15 protein-coding genes and 1 riboswitch are annotated in these 17020 nt (G+C 72.5%); of the genes, 9 read left to right on the top strand and 6 right to left on the bottom strand.

What is annotated here, in order from left to right; all coding sequences use genetic code 11:
* Window positions 1-101 precede the first annotated feature (101 nt).
* From GA0115234_RS20985 to GA0115234_RS20965, 5 genes are all read left to right on the top strand, one after another.
* Window positions 102-926, top strand: coding sequence for an ATP-binding cassette domain-containing protein (locus GA0115234_RS20985; protein ID WP_093543878.1), 825 nt, complete (start codon window positions 102-104; stop codon window positions 924-926).
* Window positions 898-2985, top strand: a complete 2088-nt coding sequence (locus GA0115234_RS20980) for a YhgE/Pip family protein (protein ID WP_093543876.1) — start codon at window positions 898-900, stop codon at window positions 2983-2985. Before GA0115234_RS20985 ends, GA0115234_RS20980 begins: the two co-directional genes overlap by 29 nt.
* A gap of 29 nt (window positions 2986-3014) precedes the next feature.
* Complete coding sequence (locus GA0115234_RS20975; RefSeq protein WP_093543874.1) at window positions 3015-3626, top strand: TetR/AcrR family transcriptional regulator; 612 nt, start codon at window positions 3015-3017, stop codon at window positions 3624-3626.
* Window positions 3627-3987: 361 nt separating this feature from the next.
* Entirely contained in the window at window positions 3988-4605 is a 618-nt protein-coding gene (locus GA0115234_RS20970; RefSeq protein WP_093543913.1) for a DUF4126 domain-containing protein, read from the top strand.
* 30 nt (window positions 4606-4635) lie between these two features.
* Window positions 4636-6153: a phytoene desaturase family protein gene (locus GA0115234_RS20965; protein ID WP_176729229.1), complete on the top strand. Its 1518-nt coding sequence runs from the start codon at window positions 4636-4638 to the stop codon at window positions 6151-6153.
* A gap of 93 nt (window positions 6154-6246) precedes the next feature.
* Here GA0115234_RS20965 and GA0115234_RS20960 read toward each other — a convergent pair whose 3' ends face one another.
* From GA0115234_RS20960 to GA0115234_RS20935, 6 genes are all read right to left on the bottom strand, one after another.
* Window positions 6247-7167: a hypothetical protein gene (locus GA0115234_RS20960; RefSeq protein ID WP_093543872.1), complete on the bottom strand. Its 921-nt coding sequence runs from the start codon at window positions 7165-7167 to the stop codon at window positions 6247-6249.
* 50 nt (window positions 7168-7217) lie between these two features.
* On the bottom strand, window positions 7218-8135 hold the full coding sequence (gene metF / locus GA0115234_RS20955) for a methylenetetrahydrofolate reductase [NAD(P)H] (RefSeq protein WP_093543870.1): 918 nt from the start codon (window positions 8133-8135) through the stop codon (window positions 7218-7220).
* A gap of 99 nt (window positions 8136-8234) precedes the next feature.
* Complete coding sequence (gene thiE, locus GA0115234_RS20950) at window positions 8235-8888, bottom strand: thiamine phosphate synthase (RefSeq protein WP_093543868.1); 654 nt, start codon at window positions 8886-8888, stop codon at window positions 8235-8237.
* A 108-nt stretch (window positions 8889-8996) separates the two neighbouring features.
* Window positions 8997-9362 carry an Rv2175c family DNA-binding protein gene (locus GA0115234_RS20945; protein WP_093543866.1) on the bottom strand — a complete coding sequence of 122 codons (366 nt, stop codon included), beginning with the start codon at window positions 9360-9362 and terminating at the stop codon, window positions 8997-8999.
* Window positions 9363-9405: 43 nt separating this feature from the next.
* Window positions 9406-11154, bottom strand: a complete 1749-nt coding sequence (locus tag GA0115234_RS20940; RefSeq protein WP_093543864.1) for a peptide-N4-asparagine amidase — start codon at window positions 11152-11154, stop codon at window positions 9406-9408.
* Window positions 11155-11262: 108 nt separating this feature from the next.
* On the bottom strand, window positions 11263-12519 hold the full coding sequence (locus GA0115234_RS20935; protein WP_093543862.1) for an NAD(P)/FAD-dependent oxidoreductase: 1257 nt from the start codon (window positions 12517-12519) through the stop codon (window positions 11263-11265).
* A 152-nt stretch (window positions 12520-12671) separates the two neighbouring features.
* A riboswitch (TPP riboswitch) is annotated at window positions 12672-12784 on the top strand.
* On the opposite strand from GA0115234_RS20935, the gene thiO reads away from it, so the two are divergent.
* The 4 genes from thiO (at window position 12782) to pknB (ending at window position 17015) form a co-directional block, all read left to right on the top strand.
* Complete coding sequence (gene thiO / locus GA0115234_RS20930) at window positions 12782-13966, top strand: glycine oxidase ThiO (protein WP_093543912.1); 1185 nt, start codon at window positions 12782-12784, stop codon at window positions 13964-13966. (Overlaps the previous riboswitch by 3 nt.)
* Window positions 13963-14190: a sulfur carrier protein ThiS gene (thiS, locus tag GA0115234_RS20925; RefSeq protein WP_161275625.1), complete on the top strand. Its 228-nt coding sequence runs from the start codon at window positions 13963-13965 to the stop codon at window positions 14188-14190. The genes thiO and thiS overlap by 4 nt, the downstream gene beginning before the upstream one ends.
* A gap of 2 nt (window positions 14191-14192) precedes the next feature.
* Window positions 14193-14987 (top strand): thiazole synthase, encoded by a 795-nt coding sequence (locus GA0115234_RS20920; RefSeq protein WP_093543860.1) that lies wholly within the window; start codon window positions 14193-14195, stop codon window positions 14985-14987.
* 111 nt (window positions 14988-15098) lie between these two features.
* On the top strand, window positions 15099-17015 hold the full coding sequence (pknB, locus tag GA0115234_RS20915; protein ID WP_093543858.1) for a Stk1 family PASTA domain-containing Ser/Thr kinase: 1917 nt from the start codon (window positions 15099-15101) through the stop codon (window positions 17013-17015).
* The last annotated feature ends 5 nt before the right edge of the window (window positions 17016-17020 follow it).

The raw sequence follows: 17020 nt of genomic DNA, 5'->3' as shown, positions 1-17020 counted from the left end.
ATCGGCCTCGACCCCGCGCTGACCTGCGCTTTTGCTTCGTTCGCAAGTTCGGGCTACCTTTTTGAACTGACCGGTCAGTTCAAAAGAAGGGGGAGGGGTCTGTGGACAGCCCGCACGAGGCATCCGTCACCGCCGAGAACTTCGGCCTCAAGGGGCCGCGCGGATGGGCCTTCCGGGGCCTGGGGATCGACGCCGGACCCGGCTCGCTGGTGGCGATCGAGGGTCCGTCCGGCTCGGGCCGCACCTGCCTGCTGCTCGCCCTCACCGGCCGGATGCGCCCCACCGAGGGCCAGGCGAAGGTCGGCGGGCTGCGGCTGCCCCGCAAGATGGCCGCCGTACGCCGCATCGCCGCGCTGGGCCCGGTCCCCGGGGTCAGCGAGCTCGACCCGGCCTTCACCGTCGCCGAGCACCTGCGTGAACGGGCCCTGCTCCAGCGCCGCTTCGACGGTTCGCTGCGTGCCCTGCTGCGCCCGCGTGCCGAGCGGATCGCCACCGCCCAGGGACGGATCGACGCGGCGCTGGACGCCGCCGGACTCGACCCGGAGACCCTGCCCAAGGCCGGGCGTACCTCCGTACGGGATCTGGAGCGGCTGGAGGCACTGCGGCTCTCCATCGCCCTCGCGCTGATCGGCGGCCCCCGACTGCTCGCGGTGGACGACACCGACCTCAAGCTCTCCGACGCCGAACGCGCCGAGGCCTGGGACCTGCTGCGGTCCGTCGCGGACAGCGGCACGACCGTGCTCGCCGTCTGCAGCCAGGCACCCGAGGGCGCGATCACCCTGCGCACGGACAGCACGGACCGCACGCGCGACGCGAACGGCACGGACGACGACGCCGCCGCCGACACGACCACGCGGCCCACGACCGGGGACACCACGACCGAGGAAGGAACGGCCGATGCGTTCGCCGAGACTGGCCGCGCTTGAGCTCAAGCGTTTCGGCAGGGGGAAGCTGCCGCGCGCAGCCCTGGTGGCGCTGCTGCTCCTGCCCCTGCTGTACGGCGCCCTGTACCTGTGGTCCTTCTGGGACCCGTACGGCCGCCTCGACAAGATCCCCGTCGCGCTGGTCAACAACGACAAGGGCGCCACCGCGGCAGGCAAGCGCGTCACGGCCGGTGACGAGATCACCGGCAAGCTCCTGGACTCCAAGGTCTTCGACTGGCACGAGGTGAGCTCCGCCGAGGCCCACAAGGGCGTCGAGGACGGCACGTACTACCTCTCGCTCACGATGCCGTCGGACTTCAGCAAGCGGATCGCGTCCAGTTCGGGCGACTCCCCCGAGGCCGGCGCCCTCCAGGTGCGGACCAACGACGCCAACAACTACATCGTCGGGCAGATCTCCCGCTCCGTCTTCTCCGAGGTGCGCACCGCCGCGTCGACCAACGCCTCGCGCGGCTTCTACGACCGCATCTTCATCAACTTCTCCGACCTCCACGACGCGACGGCGAAGGCCGCCAAGGGCGCCGACGACCTCAAGGGCGGCATCGGCAAGGCCAAGAAGGGATCGCAGGATCTCGCGGACGGCCTGAAGGACGCCAAGGCCGGCAGCGACCGGCTGGCCGGCGGGATCGTCAAGCTGAACAAGGGCGCGGGCGACCTCGAAACCGGCTCCCGGCAGGTGGCCGACGGCACCCAGCAGCTCGCCGACCAGGTGAACGGGGTGGCGGCCGACGTCCGCCCGTTCCTGAAGGACAACGGCAAGTCGATCGGCGACACCGCCCGGCTGGTCTCCGACTCCTCGAAGGCCGTGCGGCACAACCTCGACCTGCTGGTGAAGGCGGCACCCACCGCGGCCACCGACGCCCACACGGCCTCCGACGACCTGGCCGAGATCTACCGCACCAGCTGCGTGGACCAGCAGCCCGACGACCCGGCCGTCTGCCCGCCGCTGAAGCGCGCCAAGACCACGGCGGCCGATGTCGCCGCGGTCGCCGACGATGTGAACGTGCTGGTCACGAACCAGAACGGCGACCTGAAGAGGCTGAGTACCCAGCTGACCACGCTTCAGCGGCAGGCCGACGACCTGGCCGAGCACGCGCCGCGCCTGGACGAGGACCTGGAGTCCGCCGTCAAGAAGGTCAACGCGCTCAACACCGGTGCCCACAAGGTCGCGAAGGGGGCCGACGACCTGCACACCGGCCTGGTCACCGCCCGGACCGGCTCCGCCGACCTGGACACCGGCGTGGGCAATCTCAAGAAGGGCGCGACCAATCTGGACGGCGGGCTGATCCGGCTCGGCGACGGCTCGGCCACCCTCGCCCAGGGCCTCAACGACGGCGTCGGCAAGATCCCCGACTACGACAAGAAGGACCGCGACGCCCGTACGGGCGTCATGGCCGACCCGGTGCAGCTCGCCTCCCAGTCGCTGCACGCGGCCCCCAACTACGGCACCGGTTTCGCGCCCTACTTCATCCCGCTCTCCCTCTGGGTCGGCGCGATGGTGGCCTACATGCTGATCCAGCCGCTCAACCGGCGCGCGCTCGCCGCCGGGGCCTCCGCCTGGCGGATCGCCTTCGCGGGCTGGCTGCCGGTGGCCGCGATCGGTCTGCTCCAGGTGGCCGCCCTGATGTCCGTACTGCACTGGGGTCTCGGTCTGCAGATGGCCCGCGCCGCCGGGACGATCGGCTTCCTGGCGCTGGTGACCTGCTGCTTCGCGGCGATCGTGCAGTGGCTGAACGCCCGGTTCGGAGCCGCGGGCCGGATTCTCGTGCTGGCGGTGCTGATGCTCCAGCTGACCTCGGCCGGCGGAACGTATCCCGTCCAGACCAGCCCCGGGTTCTTCAACGCGATCCACCCCTACCTGCCGATGAGCTACATCGTCGAGGGGCTGCGCCGGCTGATCACGGGCGGCGGGCTGGGCCCGGTCTGGCAGGGCAGCGCGGTGCTGCTGGCCTTCACGGCGGGGGCACTCGCCCTGACCGCGGTCGCCGCACGCCGCAAGCAGGTGTGGACCCTGGACCGGATCCACCCGGAGCTGAGCCTGTGAGCACGCCGGAACCTGTGAGAATCGGGGGCATGGAAAGCAGCAGCACCACGCGTCGCCGGGCCACCCGGCAGAAGCTCTACGAAGCGGCCGTGACCCTCATCGCCGAGAAGGGCTTCTCGGCGACCACGGTGGACGAGATCGCCGAGCGCGCCGGGGTCGCCAAGGGCACGGTCTATTACAACTTCAAGAGCAAGACCGAGCTCTTCGAGGAGCTGCTGCGCCACGGCGTCGGACTGCTCACGGCCTCGCTGCGCACCGCGGCCGAGGAGACCGAGGAGCGGGGCGGCACCCGGGTCGAGGCCCTGGACGCGATGATCCGGGCCGGTCTGGTCTTCATCGACCGCTATCCGGCCTTCACCCAGCTGTACGTCGCGGAGCTGTGGCGCACCAACCGCGCCTGGCAGGGCACCCTGCTGGTGGTGCGTCAGGAGGCCGTCGCGGTGGTCGAGGGGGTGCTGCGCGAGGGCGTGGGCAACGGTGAGCTGAGCGAGGAGATCGACATCCCGCTGACGGCCGCCGCGCTGGTCGGCATGGTGCTGGTGGCGGCCCTGGACTGGCAGGCGTTCCAGCCGGAGCGTTCGATCGACGATGTGCACTCGGCGCTGTCGCTGCTCCTGCACGGCCGGGTCAGCGGGCGCTGATCCGCCCGGCCGGTGCACGGCGGCATACGGAAGACGCCGGTCCGGTGAGGCTCGATCCCCCCGAGCCTGCGCCGGACCGGCGTCTTCCGTACTGCCGGAGAGCCTTCCCCCGTGACCTCGTTCCCCCGTGGCCCCGGACTCTCCTTCGTGCTCCCCCGTTCCGGAGGGAGCGCCGCGACCGTTCCGCCGCCCCGTGCCGGCGGTGCCGGAGCCGCGCCCCTTTCCGTGGGCTCCACTCTCCCGTTCCCGCGGGCGGGAGCCCATCCGCGTACCTACTCATCTCCTCACCTAGGTACGGATACTCAGGGCTGTGTACCGGACCCCGCCCCGGGCGTCGCGCCGTCTGGTTACGATCGCGTCCGTGTCCATACTTCCCCTGGTGTTCACAAGCGGCTGGGCGAGCGGGATCAACGCCTACGCGGTGGTCCTGCTGCTCGGTGTCTTCGGCGCGACCGGTCTGACCGACGAGGTGCCCGCGTCGCTGCAACGCACCGATGTCCTCGTGGTGGCCGCCGTTCTCTTCCTGTGCGAGGTGGTGGCGGACAAGATCCCGTACGTCGACTCGGTCTGGGACGCGGTGCACACCGTCGTCCGGCCGGTCGCCGGTGCCGTCGTGGCCGCGCTGCTGGCCGGCGAGAGCGGTTCGCTGCCGCAGCTCGCGGCCGCGGCGGTGGGCGGTTCCACCGCGCTGATGAGCCATCTGGTGAAGGCGGGCACCAGGATGGCGGTCAACTCCTCCCCCGAGCCGTTCAGCAATGTCGTGGTGAGCATCGCGGAGGACCTGGGCGTCGCCGGGATCGTCACCTTCGCGATATTCCATCCGGTGGTGGCCGCGTTCGTCGCGGGAGCGCTGTTGCTGCTGGGCCTCGCGACCGTGGCCTTCCTGGCCTCCAGGATCCGTCGCTTCCTGCGCCGCAGGGCCCGGCGCCGGGAGGAGAGACGTCTGGCCGGGACGGGTTCGACCTGGCCACCGCAGTGACTGTCGGTGGTGGCCGTTAAGGTCACTGACATGGCACGTATTGCGGTGATCGGCGCCGGGATGGGCGCGATGGCGGCGGCCGCCCGGCTCGCCGTGGCAGGCCACCGGGTGACGGTGTACGAGCGGTCGGAGACCTTCGGCGGTTCGGTGGGCCGGTATGCCCATGAGGGCTTCGTCTTCGACACCGGCCCGGCGCTGCTGCATCTGCCCGCCGTCTACCGCGACCTGTTCGTGAAGACCGGCAAGGAGCCGCTGGAGCGATGCGTCACCATGACCCAGGTCGATCCGGCGAGCCGCCATCTGTTCGCCGACGGCACGGCGGTCTCGCTGCCGAACGCCTCACGGGCCGGGGTCGTCTCCGCGCTGGACGGCGCGCTCGGCGGCGGTGCCGGTGCGGCCTGGGGCGCGTTCCTGGACCGGGCGCGCGATGCCTGGGACCGGTCCCGGCGGCCGCTCCTGGAGGAGCCGCTGCGCGCCGACTGGCAGGTGCTCGGCCGTGATCCGTATCCCGCGCTCCGGCAGCGCCGACTGCTGCGCTCCGCCCGGCAGGCGGGCACGGTCGCGGAGGTCGGCGCCTGGGAGCTGGCGGATCCCCGGCTGGCCGCGATTCTCGACGGATACGCCCTGTCGTACGGGCTCGACCCGTCGCACGCCCCGGCGGCGGCCGCCCTGCTGCCGTACATGGAGGAGACCTTCGGCAGCTGGTACGTCTCCGGCGGGATGCGGGCCCTGGCCCAGGCGGTGTACGAGCGGTGCCTGGCCCGGAAGGTGGAGTTCGTCTTCGGCGCCGAGGTGGCCCGGGTCGTCGAGAAGGACGGCCGCGCGGCGGGCGTCGAGCTGGCGGACGGGACGGTCGCCGAGGCCGGCCAGGTGGTGCTGGGAGCCCGGCCGCAGCCGGGGCTGGTGCCCGGTCAGGAGCTGTGGCGGGACGGCGACGTGGCGGTGCGGCCCCGGCCGGAGCAGGGTGTGGTGCCGGGCCGGTTCGCGGTCCTGCTCGCGTTGCGCGGCGCCCGGCCCGTGGATGCCGTGCACCGGACACTGGTGCATCCGGCGGACGGCGCGACGGAGCGCGCTGCGGTGTTCGGCGGAGGGCTCGCCGAGCACCCCACGGTCACCGTGCTGCGCCCGGACGACCCCACGACCCGCCCCGACGACGCCCACGAGGCGGTGACGCTGATGGCGACGGTCGCCCCGCACGGGGCGGTGGACTGGACGGACCCCGTGGTGCGCGAGCGGTACGCCGACGTGCTGATCGAGGCGGCGTCCGCGGCCGTCCCCGGGCTCCGGGAGCGGCTGCTCCGCGCCGAGGTGCGGACACCGGCCGAGACGGCCGCCGAGACCGGCGCCGAGGGCGGTTCGGTGCCCCCGCCCGCGCTGGCCGGGGCGGGCGGCGCGTATCTGCATCCGGGCAACCGCACCCGGCTGCCGGGGCTCTACGCCGCGGGCGGCTGGTCGCACCCGGGCGGTGGGCTGGCCCACGCGGGCATGTCGGGAGCGCTGGTCGCCGGGCTGATCGTGGAGGGCGACGGCTTCCGGGGCTCGCAGTGACCGGACGAGTGACCGGGTGGGCGGCCTGCCGGGTCCGTCGGCGCTCCGGCGGCCCGCCCGTCCCCGGTGGCGGAGCGATGCCGCCGCCCGTCGTCAGTAGCGGTACTGCTGCTCGTCGTAGCCGTTGCCGTTGTTGTAGCCGTTGGGGAACGGGGCCGGCTGCGTGGGCTGTTCCGGCGGCGTGACGGGGTACTGCTCGCCCTCGCGCTGCTGGGGCACCCAGACACCGCCGGGCGGCGTCTCGGGGGCGTACTGCTGGGCGTACGGGTCGTCGGTGTACTGCTGTCGGCCGCCGAAGCTGTCGTAGCCGTTGCCGTAGCTGTCGTACGCGTCGTACTGCGGGGAGCCGCCGGTGGTCCCGGTCCCGATGTACGGGTCGGAGTACGCGGCGTACTGCTGCTGCTCGGTGCCGTAGTCGTACTGCCCGGCGAGCGGGTCCTGACCGGCGTAGGCGCCCTGGTCCTGCGCACCGTACGCGGAGGGGTCGGCATACGGGTCGTACGCGGCGTACTGCGGCTGCTGCTGGGGCTGCCCCTCGTCGGCGGGGCCCTGCCGCGACCGTTGGTGATCGGAGTAGACGCCGTACTGCCCGGTGTCGTCCGGCAGCGGCTCGGGTTCGTAGACGGCGGACGCCGGAGCCACGGCGTCCGCGTGCTGCGGGGCCCCCTCGTCGTCCGTCATCTCCAGGTCCGACACCTGGAGCGTGGGCCCCCGGCGCTCCCGCTCGCCGCCGCCCCGGCGACGGCGGCTCTCGCCCGGCCTGCCCCCTATGGCCCAGCCGGTGGAGAAGCCGCGCCGGAAGGAGAGCGTGACGTACGTCTGGCCGGTCGCGAAGGCGATCGTGCCGAGGACGATGACGAACACCGACGGAATCAGCACGCCGACGACCACGCAGCCGAAGCCGCCGAAGGCGAGCAGACGCCAGCGAAGGCGCGCCTTGTACTGCAGGAGCACCTCGCCGAGCAGCCACAGCGCGACGATTCCGAACGCGATGTAGAGGACCGTCCAGCCCATGCCCGCCCCCTTCTACGGCCACCGCCCCGGGTCGTGGCGGGTACGGCCGGTCACGACTGCTTGTGCAGTCCGAGATTCTCGTAGATTTCGAGCGTCGCCGTCGAGTTGTTGAGCGTGATGAAGTGCAGTCCGGGCACACCCTCGGATCGCAGCCTCGCGCAGAACTGCGTTGCGAAGTCGATGCCAATGGAGCGTACAGCGGCGGGATCGTCCTTGGCGGCGAGGATGCGTTCTTTCAGGGACGAGGGGAAAGAAGCGTTGCTGAGCTGCGCAAATCTTTCCAACTGCTTCACACTGGTCAGCGGCATGACCTCGGGAATGATCGGGGTTTCGCAACCCGCAGCGACCACTCGGTCACGCATACGCAAATAGTCCTCCGGATTGAAGAACATCTGCGTGATCGCATAGTCGGCACCGGCACGGCACTTGTCCACGAAATGCCGGATGTCGGTGTCCCAGTCGGTCGAGCGCGGGTGCATCTCGGGAAATGCCGCGACGCCGACACAGAAATCGCCGGATTCCTTGATGAGCCGGACGAGATCGGCCGCGTACCGCACACCCTGCGGGTGCTTCACCCACTCGCCCATCGGGTCGCCCGGCGGGTCTCCGCGCACGGCGAGGATGTTCCGGATCCCGGCGTCCGCGTACTGCCCGACCATGTTGCGCAGCTCGGCGACGGAGTGGTTGACCGCCGTGAGGTGAGCGACGGGGGTGAGGGTGGAATCGGCCGCGATCTGCTCGGTGGCCTTCACCGTCCCGGCCCGGGTGGAGCCACCGGCCCCGTAGGTCACGGAGACGAAGCTCGGCCGCACCGCCTCGACCCGGCGCAGCGCGTTCCAGAGGTTGCGCTCACCCTTCTCGGTCTTGGGCGCCCAGAACTCGAACGAGTACGAGGTCTTGCCGGTCGCAAGGAGCTCACGCACCGTACGTGCGTGATCTGTCCTGGTGGATGGTGTGCCAAGGGCCATACGGGCAGGTTAACCAGAGCACGGCGGCCGATGGACCAGACCAGCATGAATTGCCCGAATTGACTGGTTGTTTGTCCATCCATCGGACACTTGGCCTGATCACGCCGTGGCGCGCGCCCGGATCCTTCCGGCCAGCTCGGCGGTGGCGGCGGCCGGGTCGGCGGCCTCGGTGATCGCCCGTACGACGACCACCCGGCGGGCTCCGGCGTCCAGCACCTCGTCGAGATTGCCGGCGTCGATCCCGCCGATGGCGAACCAGGGGCGCGGCTGGTCGAGCGAGGCGGCGTAACGCACCAGGTCCAGGCCCGGGGCGTGCCGTCCGGGCTTGGTCGGGGTGGGCCAGCAGGGGCCGGTGCAGAAGTAGTCCACGCCGGGCTCGGCGACGGCCGCGTCGACCTCGGACCGGGCGTGGGTGGAGCGGCCGATCAGCACGTCCGCGCCGAGAACGGCGCGGGCGGCGGGCACCGGCAGGTCCCCCTGGCCGAGGTGGAGCACGTCCGATCCGATGGCATGGGCGACGTCGGCCCGGTCGTTCACCGCGAGGAGCTTGCCGTGGCGGCGGCACGCCTCGGCGAGGACGGCCAGATGGTCGAGCTCCTCGGCCGCCTCCATGCCCTTGTCGCGGAGCTGGACGATGTCGACCCCGGAGGCGAGGACGGCGTCGAGGAAGGCGGGGAGGTCGCCCTGGCGCCTGCGGGCGTCCGTGCACAGATAGAGCCGGGCTTCGGACAGCGGCGCACGAGGCGTGGACATGGTGCGGTTCCCCCCTGGGAGAGCGTGGTGGAGCGGCTGTCGCCCGGGACGGTGCGGGGCGCGGGCCGCGCGGTGTCGCGCGGCCCGCCCCTCACTTACGGCCGGCCGTCAGACGGCGAGCGCCTGGGCGCGGCGCTTCACCTCCGTGCCGCGATTCTCGCTCAGTGCCTGGGCGGGGGTGCCCGGCAGGGTCGGGTCGGGGGTGAAGAGCCATTCCAGCATCTCTTCGTCTTTGTAGCCGTCGTCCCTCAGGAGCGTCAGGGTGCCGGAGAGGCCCTTGACCACCTTGTCGCCGTCGATGAAGGCGGCGGGCACCTGAAGCGTCCGGTTCTCACCACGCCGTACGGCGATCAGCTGGCCCTCCTTGACCAGCTGCCGGACGCGCGTCACCTCGACATCGAGCATTTCGGCGATATCGGGCAGGTGGAGCCAGGCGGGGACGAGAGCATCGATCTTTGCGTCAATCTCGGTCACGGGGACAAGCCTGCCATCCCGCGCTGACAGCCGATACCCGGACTCAGCCCTTCAGGGCCTCCCGGACCACGTCGGGGACCCGGCAATGGCTCCGCCGGTCCCCGGTGACCCAGCCGTGCGCGGTCGTCAGGGAGCGCGCGTAGCAGGCGCCGGTGTCGGTGGTGCCCCGGTACGTCTCGGACGAGGCGCCGTCGGCGTCCCGGACCGCGCCGTTCTCGCGGGCGAGGCTGCCGGTCGAGTCCACGGTGTCGTCCGTGACCGCGTCCGTGCGCCACCGGTGCCCGGAGCCCGTCCTGGACGTGTCGAGGAGCACACGGCGCTGGGTGACGGCGGCGTGCAGCTCGTAGTTGTTGTAGTCGCCGTAGAACGGGGTGTCCATGTCGACGTCGATGGGGTAGGACCAGGCGTGCCGCCGGGCCTCGGTGTGCCCGCCGGTCCTGGTCGTCACCGTGGTGGTGCCCTGGTCGCGCTGGTGCATCGTCTGCTGCTGTCCGGTCCGGGAGACCGTGTCCTCGTTGGTGTACGAGAAGTCCTGCTCGACGGTGGTGGTGACCCGGCCCTTCGAGGTCCGTACGTAGCCCGAGATCTTCCAGGAGCGCCCGGTCGACACGGCGACATGGGTGGAGCCGTCGCCGCGCGGGGTCTGGACGGTCTTCACCACCGGCTCGTCGGTGAGGGTGTCGACGGTGACCCTGCCGCTCGTCCGGGCCGCGTGCGCGTCCGTACGGAGGAAGAGCGAACCGTCGACGATCCAGCTGTCGGCGGCGCCGTACGGGGTGATGCCGATGGTGTGCGGCCTGCCGTCGGCCAGTTCACCGGCGAAGGGGGTCAGGTCGATGTCGTACGCCTCGGTCCTGAACTGGTCGATGGCCGGAACGGGCCGCCACAGGGTCGGCACGATGCCGCCGGAGTAGACCACGGGGTACGGCTGGGCGAGGCCCGCGGGCCGCCCGTCCACGGCGATCTGCACCTCGCGGTAGGGACCGCCGCCGCAGAGGTAGTCCGGGGCGGTGGCGGCGAGGTCGCTGGGGACCGCGTCGAACCACTGCTCGTCGCAGCCGCCGCCACGGGCGTACACCTGGAGGCGCGCGGCGGTCAGATTGCGCGGGAAGGTGACGTCGGTGCTGGTGGAACCGCCCTTGCCGACGCTCATCCAGGGGGCGCTGTCGGACCCGGTGTCGCCGAGGGGGACGATCCGGTCGGCCGTCCGCGCGGCCGGGTGGCGCTTGTCGGCCCGGTAGTACGTGATCGTCAGCTTGACCTTGTACACACCGGTGTAGGTGTCGTTGACAACGTTGCCGAGATCCAGCTGGAGCTTCTGCGGGTCCTTGAGGAGCGGCGCGAAGTCGGTGATGTCCTTGGCGACGTGCCAGCTGATGCCGTCCTCGTCGGGCTCGGCGGTGCTGGTGCGGAAGATCTCCGCGCCGCCGACGAACACCGCGGCGAGACGGTCGTACTGACGCCCCTTCACGCTGGCCGACCAGTCGAGCACGACCTTGTTCCAGGGGCCCGCGCACGCCTTGGGCGGCGCGAGTGTGGTGGTGTACGGCGGTCCGCCGAGGGTGTTGCCGAAGTCGTGCTCGACGGCCGTCACCGCGCAGTGCGCGGTGTCGGGCCGGGAGACCGGCGGCAGCGCGTCGACCGGGTCCTGGTAGTCGACGGCCGGATTGGAGCCGGGCTTCGGGGCGGTGCCCGCGTGCGCCGGGGCGGCGAGCACTCCGCCGGCCAGGACTGCCGAGGCCGAGGCCACGGCGATCCGGCGCAGCGCGCGGACCCATCTGTGTCGGGACATGTACTTCCTTCGCGAGCGGACGGGTGATCCAAAAGATGTACGGTGCACCAGATTCGGCCGCCGCCCAAGGGGCTGCCCGCATTCCGGACACCCGCGCCCGGCGGCACGCTACTGACGGACCGTCGACTTCAGGGGTACGGAGGGGTCGGCGGCCCGCACCGGATCGAGCCGCGCCCCCGCCTCGATGAGCTTGCGTCCCTGTGCCAGATCGCGCGGCCTGCCGACGGCGAGCACCGCGACCAGGACGCCGTCGCGCAGCCAGACCACCGACCAGGCGGGCTCGGCCGGATCACCGCGCCACAGCAGGGTGTCGGCGCCCCCGTGGTGGCCCGCGTACTGCACGAACCGGTCGAACTGCTCGGACCAGAAGTACGGCACGGGGTCGTAGACCACCGGCGCCGGGCCGTCGTCGTCGGCCGCCCCGATGATGTTGGCGGCGGCGGTGCGCGGGCCCTGGAGCGCGTTGTCCCAGTGGTGGACGAGCAGGCGTTCGCCGTACCGGGCGGAGGGGAACGAGGCGCAGTCGCCGACCGCGTACACATCGGGCAGCGAGGTGCGCAGCGCCCGGTCGGCGGTCACCGATCCGTCCGGACCGAGCGCGATGCCGGAGCCGGCCAGCCAGCGGGTGGCGGGCCGTGCGCCGATCCCGACGACGACCGCTCCGGCCGGGACGGTGCGGCCGTCCGCGAGGACCACCCGGCCCGGCTCGACGCGGGCGACCCGGGCTCCGGTGAGGAGTTCGGCGCCGCTCTGCGCGTACCAGGCGGCCATCGGGGCGGCGACCTCCGCGGGCATCGCACCCGCGAGGGGCCGGTCGGCGGCCTCGATCACGGTGACCGCGCAGCCCGCGGAGCGGGCCGCGGTGGCGAACTCGGCGCCGATCCAGCCCGCGCCGACGACCACGACGCCGTGCCGCTCGTCCAGGACCGGCCGCAGCCGTGCCGCGTCGTCGAGGGTGCGCAGCAGATGGACGCCGGGGACGCCCTCGGCCCCGGGCAGGACGACCGGTTCGGCGCCGGTCGCGATCACCAGCACGTCGTAGGGGACGGGCCCCGACCCGGTGTCCAGCTCGTGCGCCGCGGGCCGCACGCCGGTGACCTCGCGGCCCAGCCGCAGATCGATCTCCAGCGCCTCGAAGTCGATGTCGAAGGCGGAGTCCTCGGCCTTGCCGAGCAGCACCGCCTTGGACAGCGGGGGCCGGTCGTAGGGCTGATGGGGTTCGGCGCCGATCAGGGTGACGGGCCCGGTGAAGCCCTGCTCCCGCAGGGCCACCGCGGTCTGCACCCCGGCCATGCCCGCACCGACGATGACGACGCGGCGTCCCGCCCGCCGTTCCGGCTGCTCCGACTGCTGCTGCTCGCTCACCCGTACACCTTAAGCACCTGAAAGATCGTCAGGAAAGGGTGCGTTCCCCGGCCGTGCCCGTACCGCCGCCCTCCTGCGGCTCCGGCCGGTGAACGGGCCGCGGCGGCCGCTCCCTTACCGGGCCGGAGGGACGGGGTTTAGGGTGGCCGACGTAAAGCACTCGCGGGAGCCCGGACGCACCGGGCTGAGAGGGAGGCTGGGCGGCCTCCGACCGTACGAACCTGATCCGGGTCATGCCGGCGAAGGGAGGGGCTGGAAGCCCATGCGTTCTTCTCGGAACGGAAACGGGTCCGATGTCCTCGTCATCGGGGGCGGGATCATCGGTCTGGTGACCGCCTGGCGGGCCGCGCAGCGCGGACTGCGCACGGCGGTCGCGGATCCCGAGCCGGGCGGCGGGGCCGCCCGGGTGGCGGCCGGAATGCTGGCCGCCGTCACCGAACTCCACTACGGCGAACAGCTGCTGCTGGGCCTCAATCTCGCCTCCGCCGCCCGCTATCCGGCCTTCGTGGCCGAGCTGGAGGCGGCGAGCGGACGGGAGACCGGCTTCCGGGCATGCGGCACCCTGGCCGTCGCGCTGGACGCCGACGACCGCGCCCATCTGCGGGACCTGCACGCCCTCCAGCTGCGTTCGGGGCTGGAGTCGGAGTGGCTCACCGGCCGCGAGTGCCGTCGGCTGGAGCCGATGCTCGCGCCGGGCGTGCGCGGCGGTCTGCGGGTCGACGGCGACCACCAGATCGATCCGCGCCGGCTGGCCGCCGCCCTGCTGACCGCCTGCGAACGGGCCGGGGTGGTCTTCCACCGCGACCGGGTGGAGCGCCTGAGCGTGCTGGGCGACCGGGCCGCCGGGGCGGTGCTCGCCGGGGGTACGGTGCTCGCCGCCGACCAGGTCGTGCTCGCCGCGGGCAGCCTCAGCGGCCGGCTGCCGGGGCTGCCGGACGAGGTCGTGCCGCCGGTCCGGCCGGTGAAGGGGCAGGTGCTGCGGCTGACCGTGCCCGCCCCGTGCGCGCCGTTCCTGAGCCGGACGGTCCGGGCCGTGGTCCGGGGCAGCCATGTCTATCTCGTACCGCGTGAGAACGGCGAGCTGGTCGTCGGCGCCACCAGCGAGGAAATGGGCTGGGACACCACCGTCACCGCGGGCGGGGTCTACGAGCTGCTGCGGGACGCCCACGAGCTGGTGCCCGGCATCACCGAGCTGCCGCTCACCGAGACCCTGGCCGGTCTGCGCCCCGCCTCCCCCGACAACGCCCCGCTGCTCGGCCCCACCGCTCTGCCCGGCCTCCTCCTCGCCACCGGCCACCACCGCAACGGGGTGCTGCTCACCCCCCTCACCGGTGACGTCATGGCGGAGTTCCTCACCGGCGGCGAGCCGCCCGAGCCGGCCCGCCCCTTCACCCCGCGACGTTTCCCGTCCCCCGCCGCCCCCGTACGTCAGGAGCAGCCCGCATGACCGCCGAGCCCGCACCCCACTCCGTGTCCGTGTCCGTGAACGGCGAGGTCCGGATCCTCGCCGAGGGCACCGCCCTGGACGCCCTGGTCGCCGGCCTGACCGTCGCGCACTCCGGCGTCGCGGCCGCCGTCAACGAGACCGTCGTACCGCGCGGCCGCTGGTCCGCCACCGTGCTGGCCGACGGTGACCGGGTCGAGGTCCTGACCGCGGTCCAGGGAGGCTGACCATGTCCGACGACCCCTTCGTCCTCGGCGGGACCGCGTTCGGCTCCCGGCTGATCATGGGCACGGGCGGGGCGGCCGGCCTCGACGTGCTGGAACGCTCGCTGAGCGCCTCCGGCACCGAGCTGACCACCGTCGCGATGCGCCGCCTCGACCCGACCGTGCAGGGCTCGGTGCTCTCCGTCCTGCGGCGGCTCGCCATCCGGGTGCTGCCCAACACGGCGGGCTGCTTCACCGCGGGCGAGGCCGTGCTGACCGCCCGGCTGGCCCGCGAGGCGCTCGGCACCGACTGGATCAAGCTGGAGGTGGTGGCCGACGAACGGACCCTGCTGCCCGACCCGGTCGAGTTGCTGGACGCCGCGGAGATCCTGGTGGACGACGGCTTCACCGTGCTGCCGTACACCAATGACGACCCGGTGCTGGCCCGGAAGCTGGAGGACGTGGGATGCGCGGCGGTCATGCCGCTCGGCTCCCCCATCGGCTCCGGGCTCGGCATCCGCAATCCGCACAACTTCCGGCTGATCGTCGAGCGGGCCCGGGTGCCGGTGATCCTCGACGCGGGCGCCGGGACGGCCTCCGACGTGGCGCTCGCGATGGAGCTGGGGTGCGCGGCGGTGATGCTGGCCTCCGCGGTGACCCGGGCCCAGGAGCCCGAGCTGATGGCCGCGGCGATGCGGCACGCGGTGGAGGGCGGGCGGCTGGCGTACCGGGCCGGCCGGATTCCGCGCCGCCACTTCGCCGAGGCCTCGTCACCGGTGGAGGGGCGTGCGGTGCTGGACCCGGAGCGCCCGGCGTTCTGAGCCGCCGGTACGGCGGACGGCGCATGTCCCTGTCACGGCTCGGCTGCAGTACGGCCCCGGGACGGCCCCGGCCCGTGGGTCGTGTCCGTGGCGGCTCGTAGACTCGCCTGCGTGGATACGACCCTCCAGGACCCTCTCGTCGGGCAGCTGCTCGACGGCCGCTACCGCGTCGATGCCCGCATCGCCGTGGGCGGCATGGCCACGGTCTACCGGGCCGTGGACACCCGGCTCGACCGGGTGCTCGCCCTCAAGGTGATGCACCCGGCGCTGGCGACCGATGTCTCGTTCGTCGAGCGCTTCATCCGCGAGGCCAAGTCCGTGGCCCGGCTCGCGCACCCCAATGTGGTCGCGGTCTTCGACCAGGGCGCCCAGGGGCAGTACGTCTACCTGGCGATGGAGTACGTCGCGGGCTGCACCCTGCGCGACGTGCTGCGCGATCGCGGCGCGCTCCAGCCGAGGGCCGCCCTGGACATCCTGGAGCCGGTCCTCGCCGCCCTCGGCGCGGCACACCGGGCGGGCTTCGTGCACCGCGACATGAAGCCGGAGAACGTCCTGATAGGGGACGACGGCCGGGTCAAGGTCGCCGACTTCGGACTCGTACGGGCGGTGGGCACCGTCACCGACACCACCGGGTCCGTCCTGGGCACGGTCTCCTATCTCGCCCCCGAGCAGATAGAGAACGGCACGGCGGACACCCGCACCGATGTGTACGCCTGCGGTGTCGTCCTGTACGAGATGCTGACCGGGTCCAAGCCGCACGGCGGCGACACCCCCGCCCAGGTCATCTACCAGCACCTCAACGAGGCCGTCCCGCCGCCGTCGGCCGCCGTCCCGGGGCTCCCGCCCGAGCTCGACGACCTGGTGGCGAGCGCCACCGCCCGTGATCCGGGGCTCCGCCCGTACGACGCGGTGGCGCTGCTCGCCGCGACCCGGGAGGCCCGCTCCGGCCTCACCGACGCCCAGCTGGACGCCGTACCGCCGCAGGCCACCGCCGAGGCGCACGACGCCGCCGAGGACCGCACCAGCGTGATCCCGCGCCTGCTCCCGGCCGGCCAGGGCGTCTCGCACCACACCAGCCGGCTGGAGATGCCCCCGCCCCAGGCGCCGCGGGCGGGGTCGCGGGACCGGCTCCACCGCGGGCCGCGGCGCTCCGTCATCGCCGTGGTCGTCGCCGTGCTGCTGGCGCTGGGGATCGGTACCGGTGTCTGGTACATCAACTCCGGACAGTTCATCCGGGTCCCCGCGCTGCTCGGCCAGACCCAGAAGAACGCCGAGAAGCGGCTCTCGGACGCCGGTCTGGAGCTCAAGGGCGTCAAGCGGTCCTACAGCGACACCGTGGAGCGCGGCAAGGTCATCAGCAGCGATCCGGCGTCCGGCGCCCGTATCAGGGGCAACGACGCGGTGACGCTCGTCGTCTCGCGCGGTCCCGAGATCGTGAAGGTGCCCGATGTCCAGGACCTCTCGCTCGCCGATGCCGGACGTGAGCTGAAGAAGGCCGGCCTGGTGCCCGGCATGGTCACCGAGGAGTTCAGCGAGGAGACGGACCGGGGCGACGTGATCCGTAGCGACCCCTCGGCGGACACCGAGCGTCATCCGGACTCGGCGGTCGCGCTCGTCGTCAGCAAGGGCGCTCCGGTGGACGTCCCCGATGTCACCGGGCTGTCCGTCGAGGACGCCACCGCCGCGCTGAAGGACGAGGGGCTGAAGGCGAAGGTGCTGCCCGACCGGGTCCATTCCTCCGAGGACGCGGGCGACATCACCCGTCAGTCGCCGGGCGAGGGCACCGAGGCCGCCGAGGGCGACACCATCGAGCTCACGGTCTCCGACGGACCCCGCATGGTCGACGTCCCCGACGTCACCGGCAAGGACGTCGACGAGGCCACGAGCGCGCTGGAGGACGCGGGCTTCGAGGTCAAGGTCGACCGCCCGTTCCTGTCCTTCAGCGACACCATCGCGAGCCAGTCCGTCGACGGCGGCGAGCAGGCCCCCGAAGGCAGCACCATCACCATCAAGACCAAGGGACTCTAGATCCA

It is taken from the genome of Streptomyces sp. DvalAA-43 (genome assembly GCF_900091725.1).
Taxonomy (GTDB): domain Bacteria; phylum Actinomycetota; class Actinomycetes; order Streptomycetales; family Streptomycetaceae; genus Streptomyces; species Streptomyces pulveraceus.
Note: the sequence above shows the minus strand (reverse complement) of the source record. Positions and strands in the feature narration are given on the sequence as shown.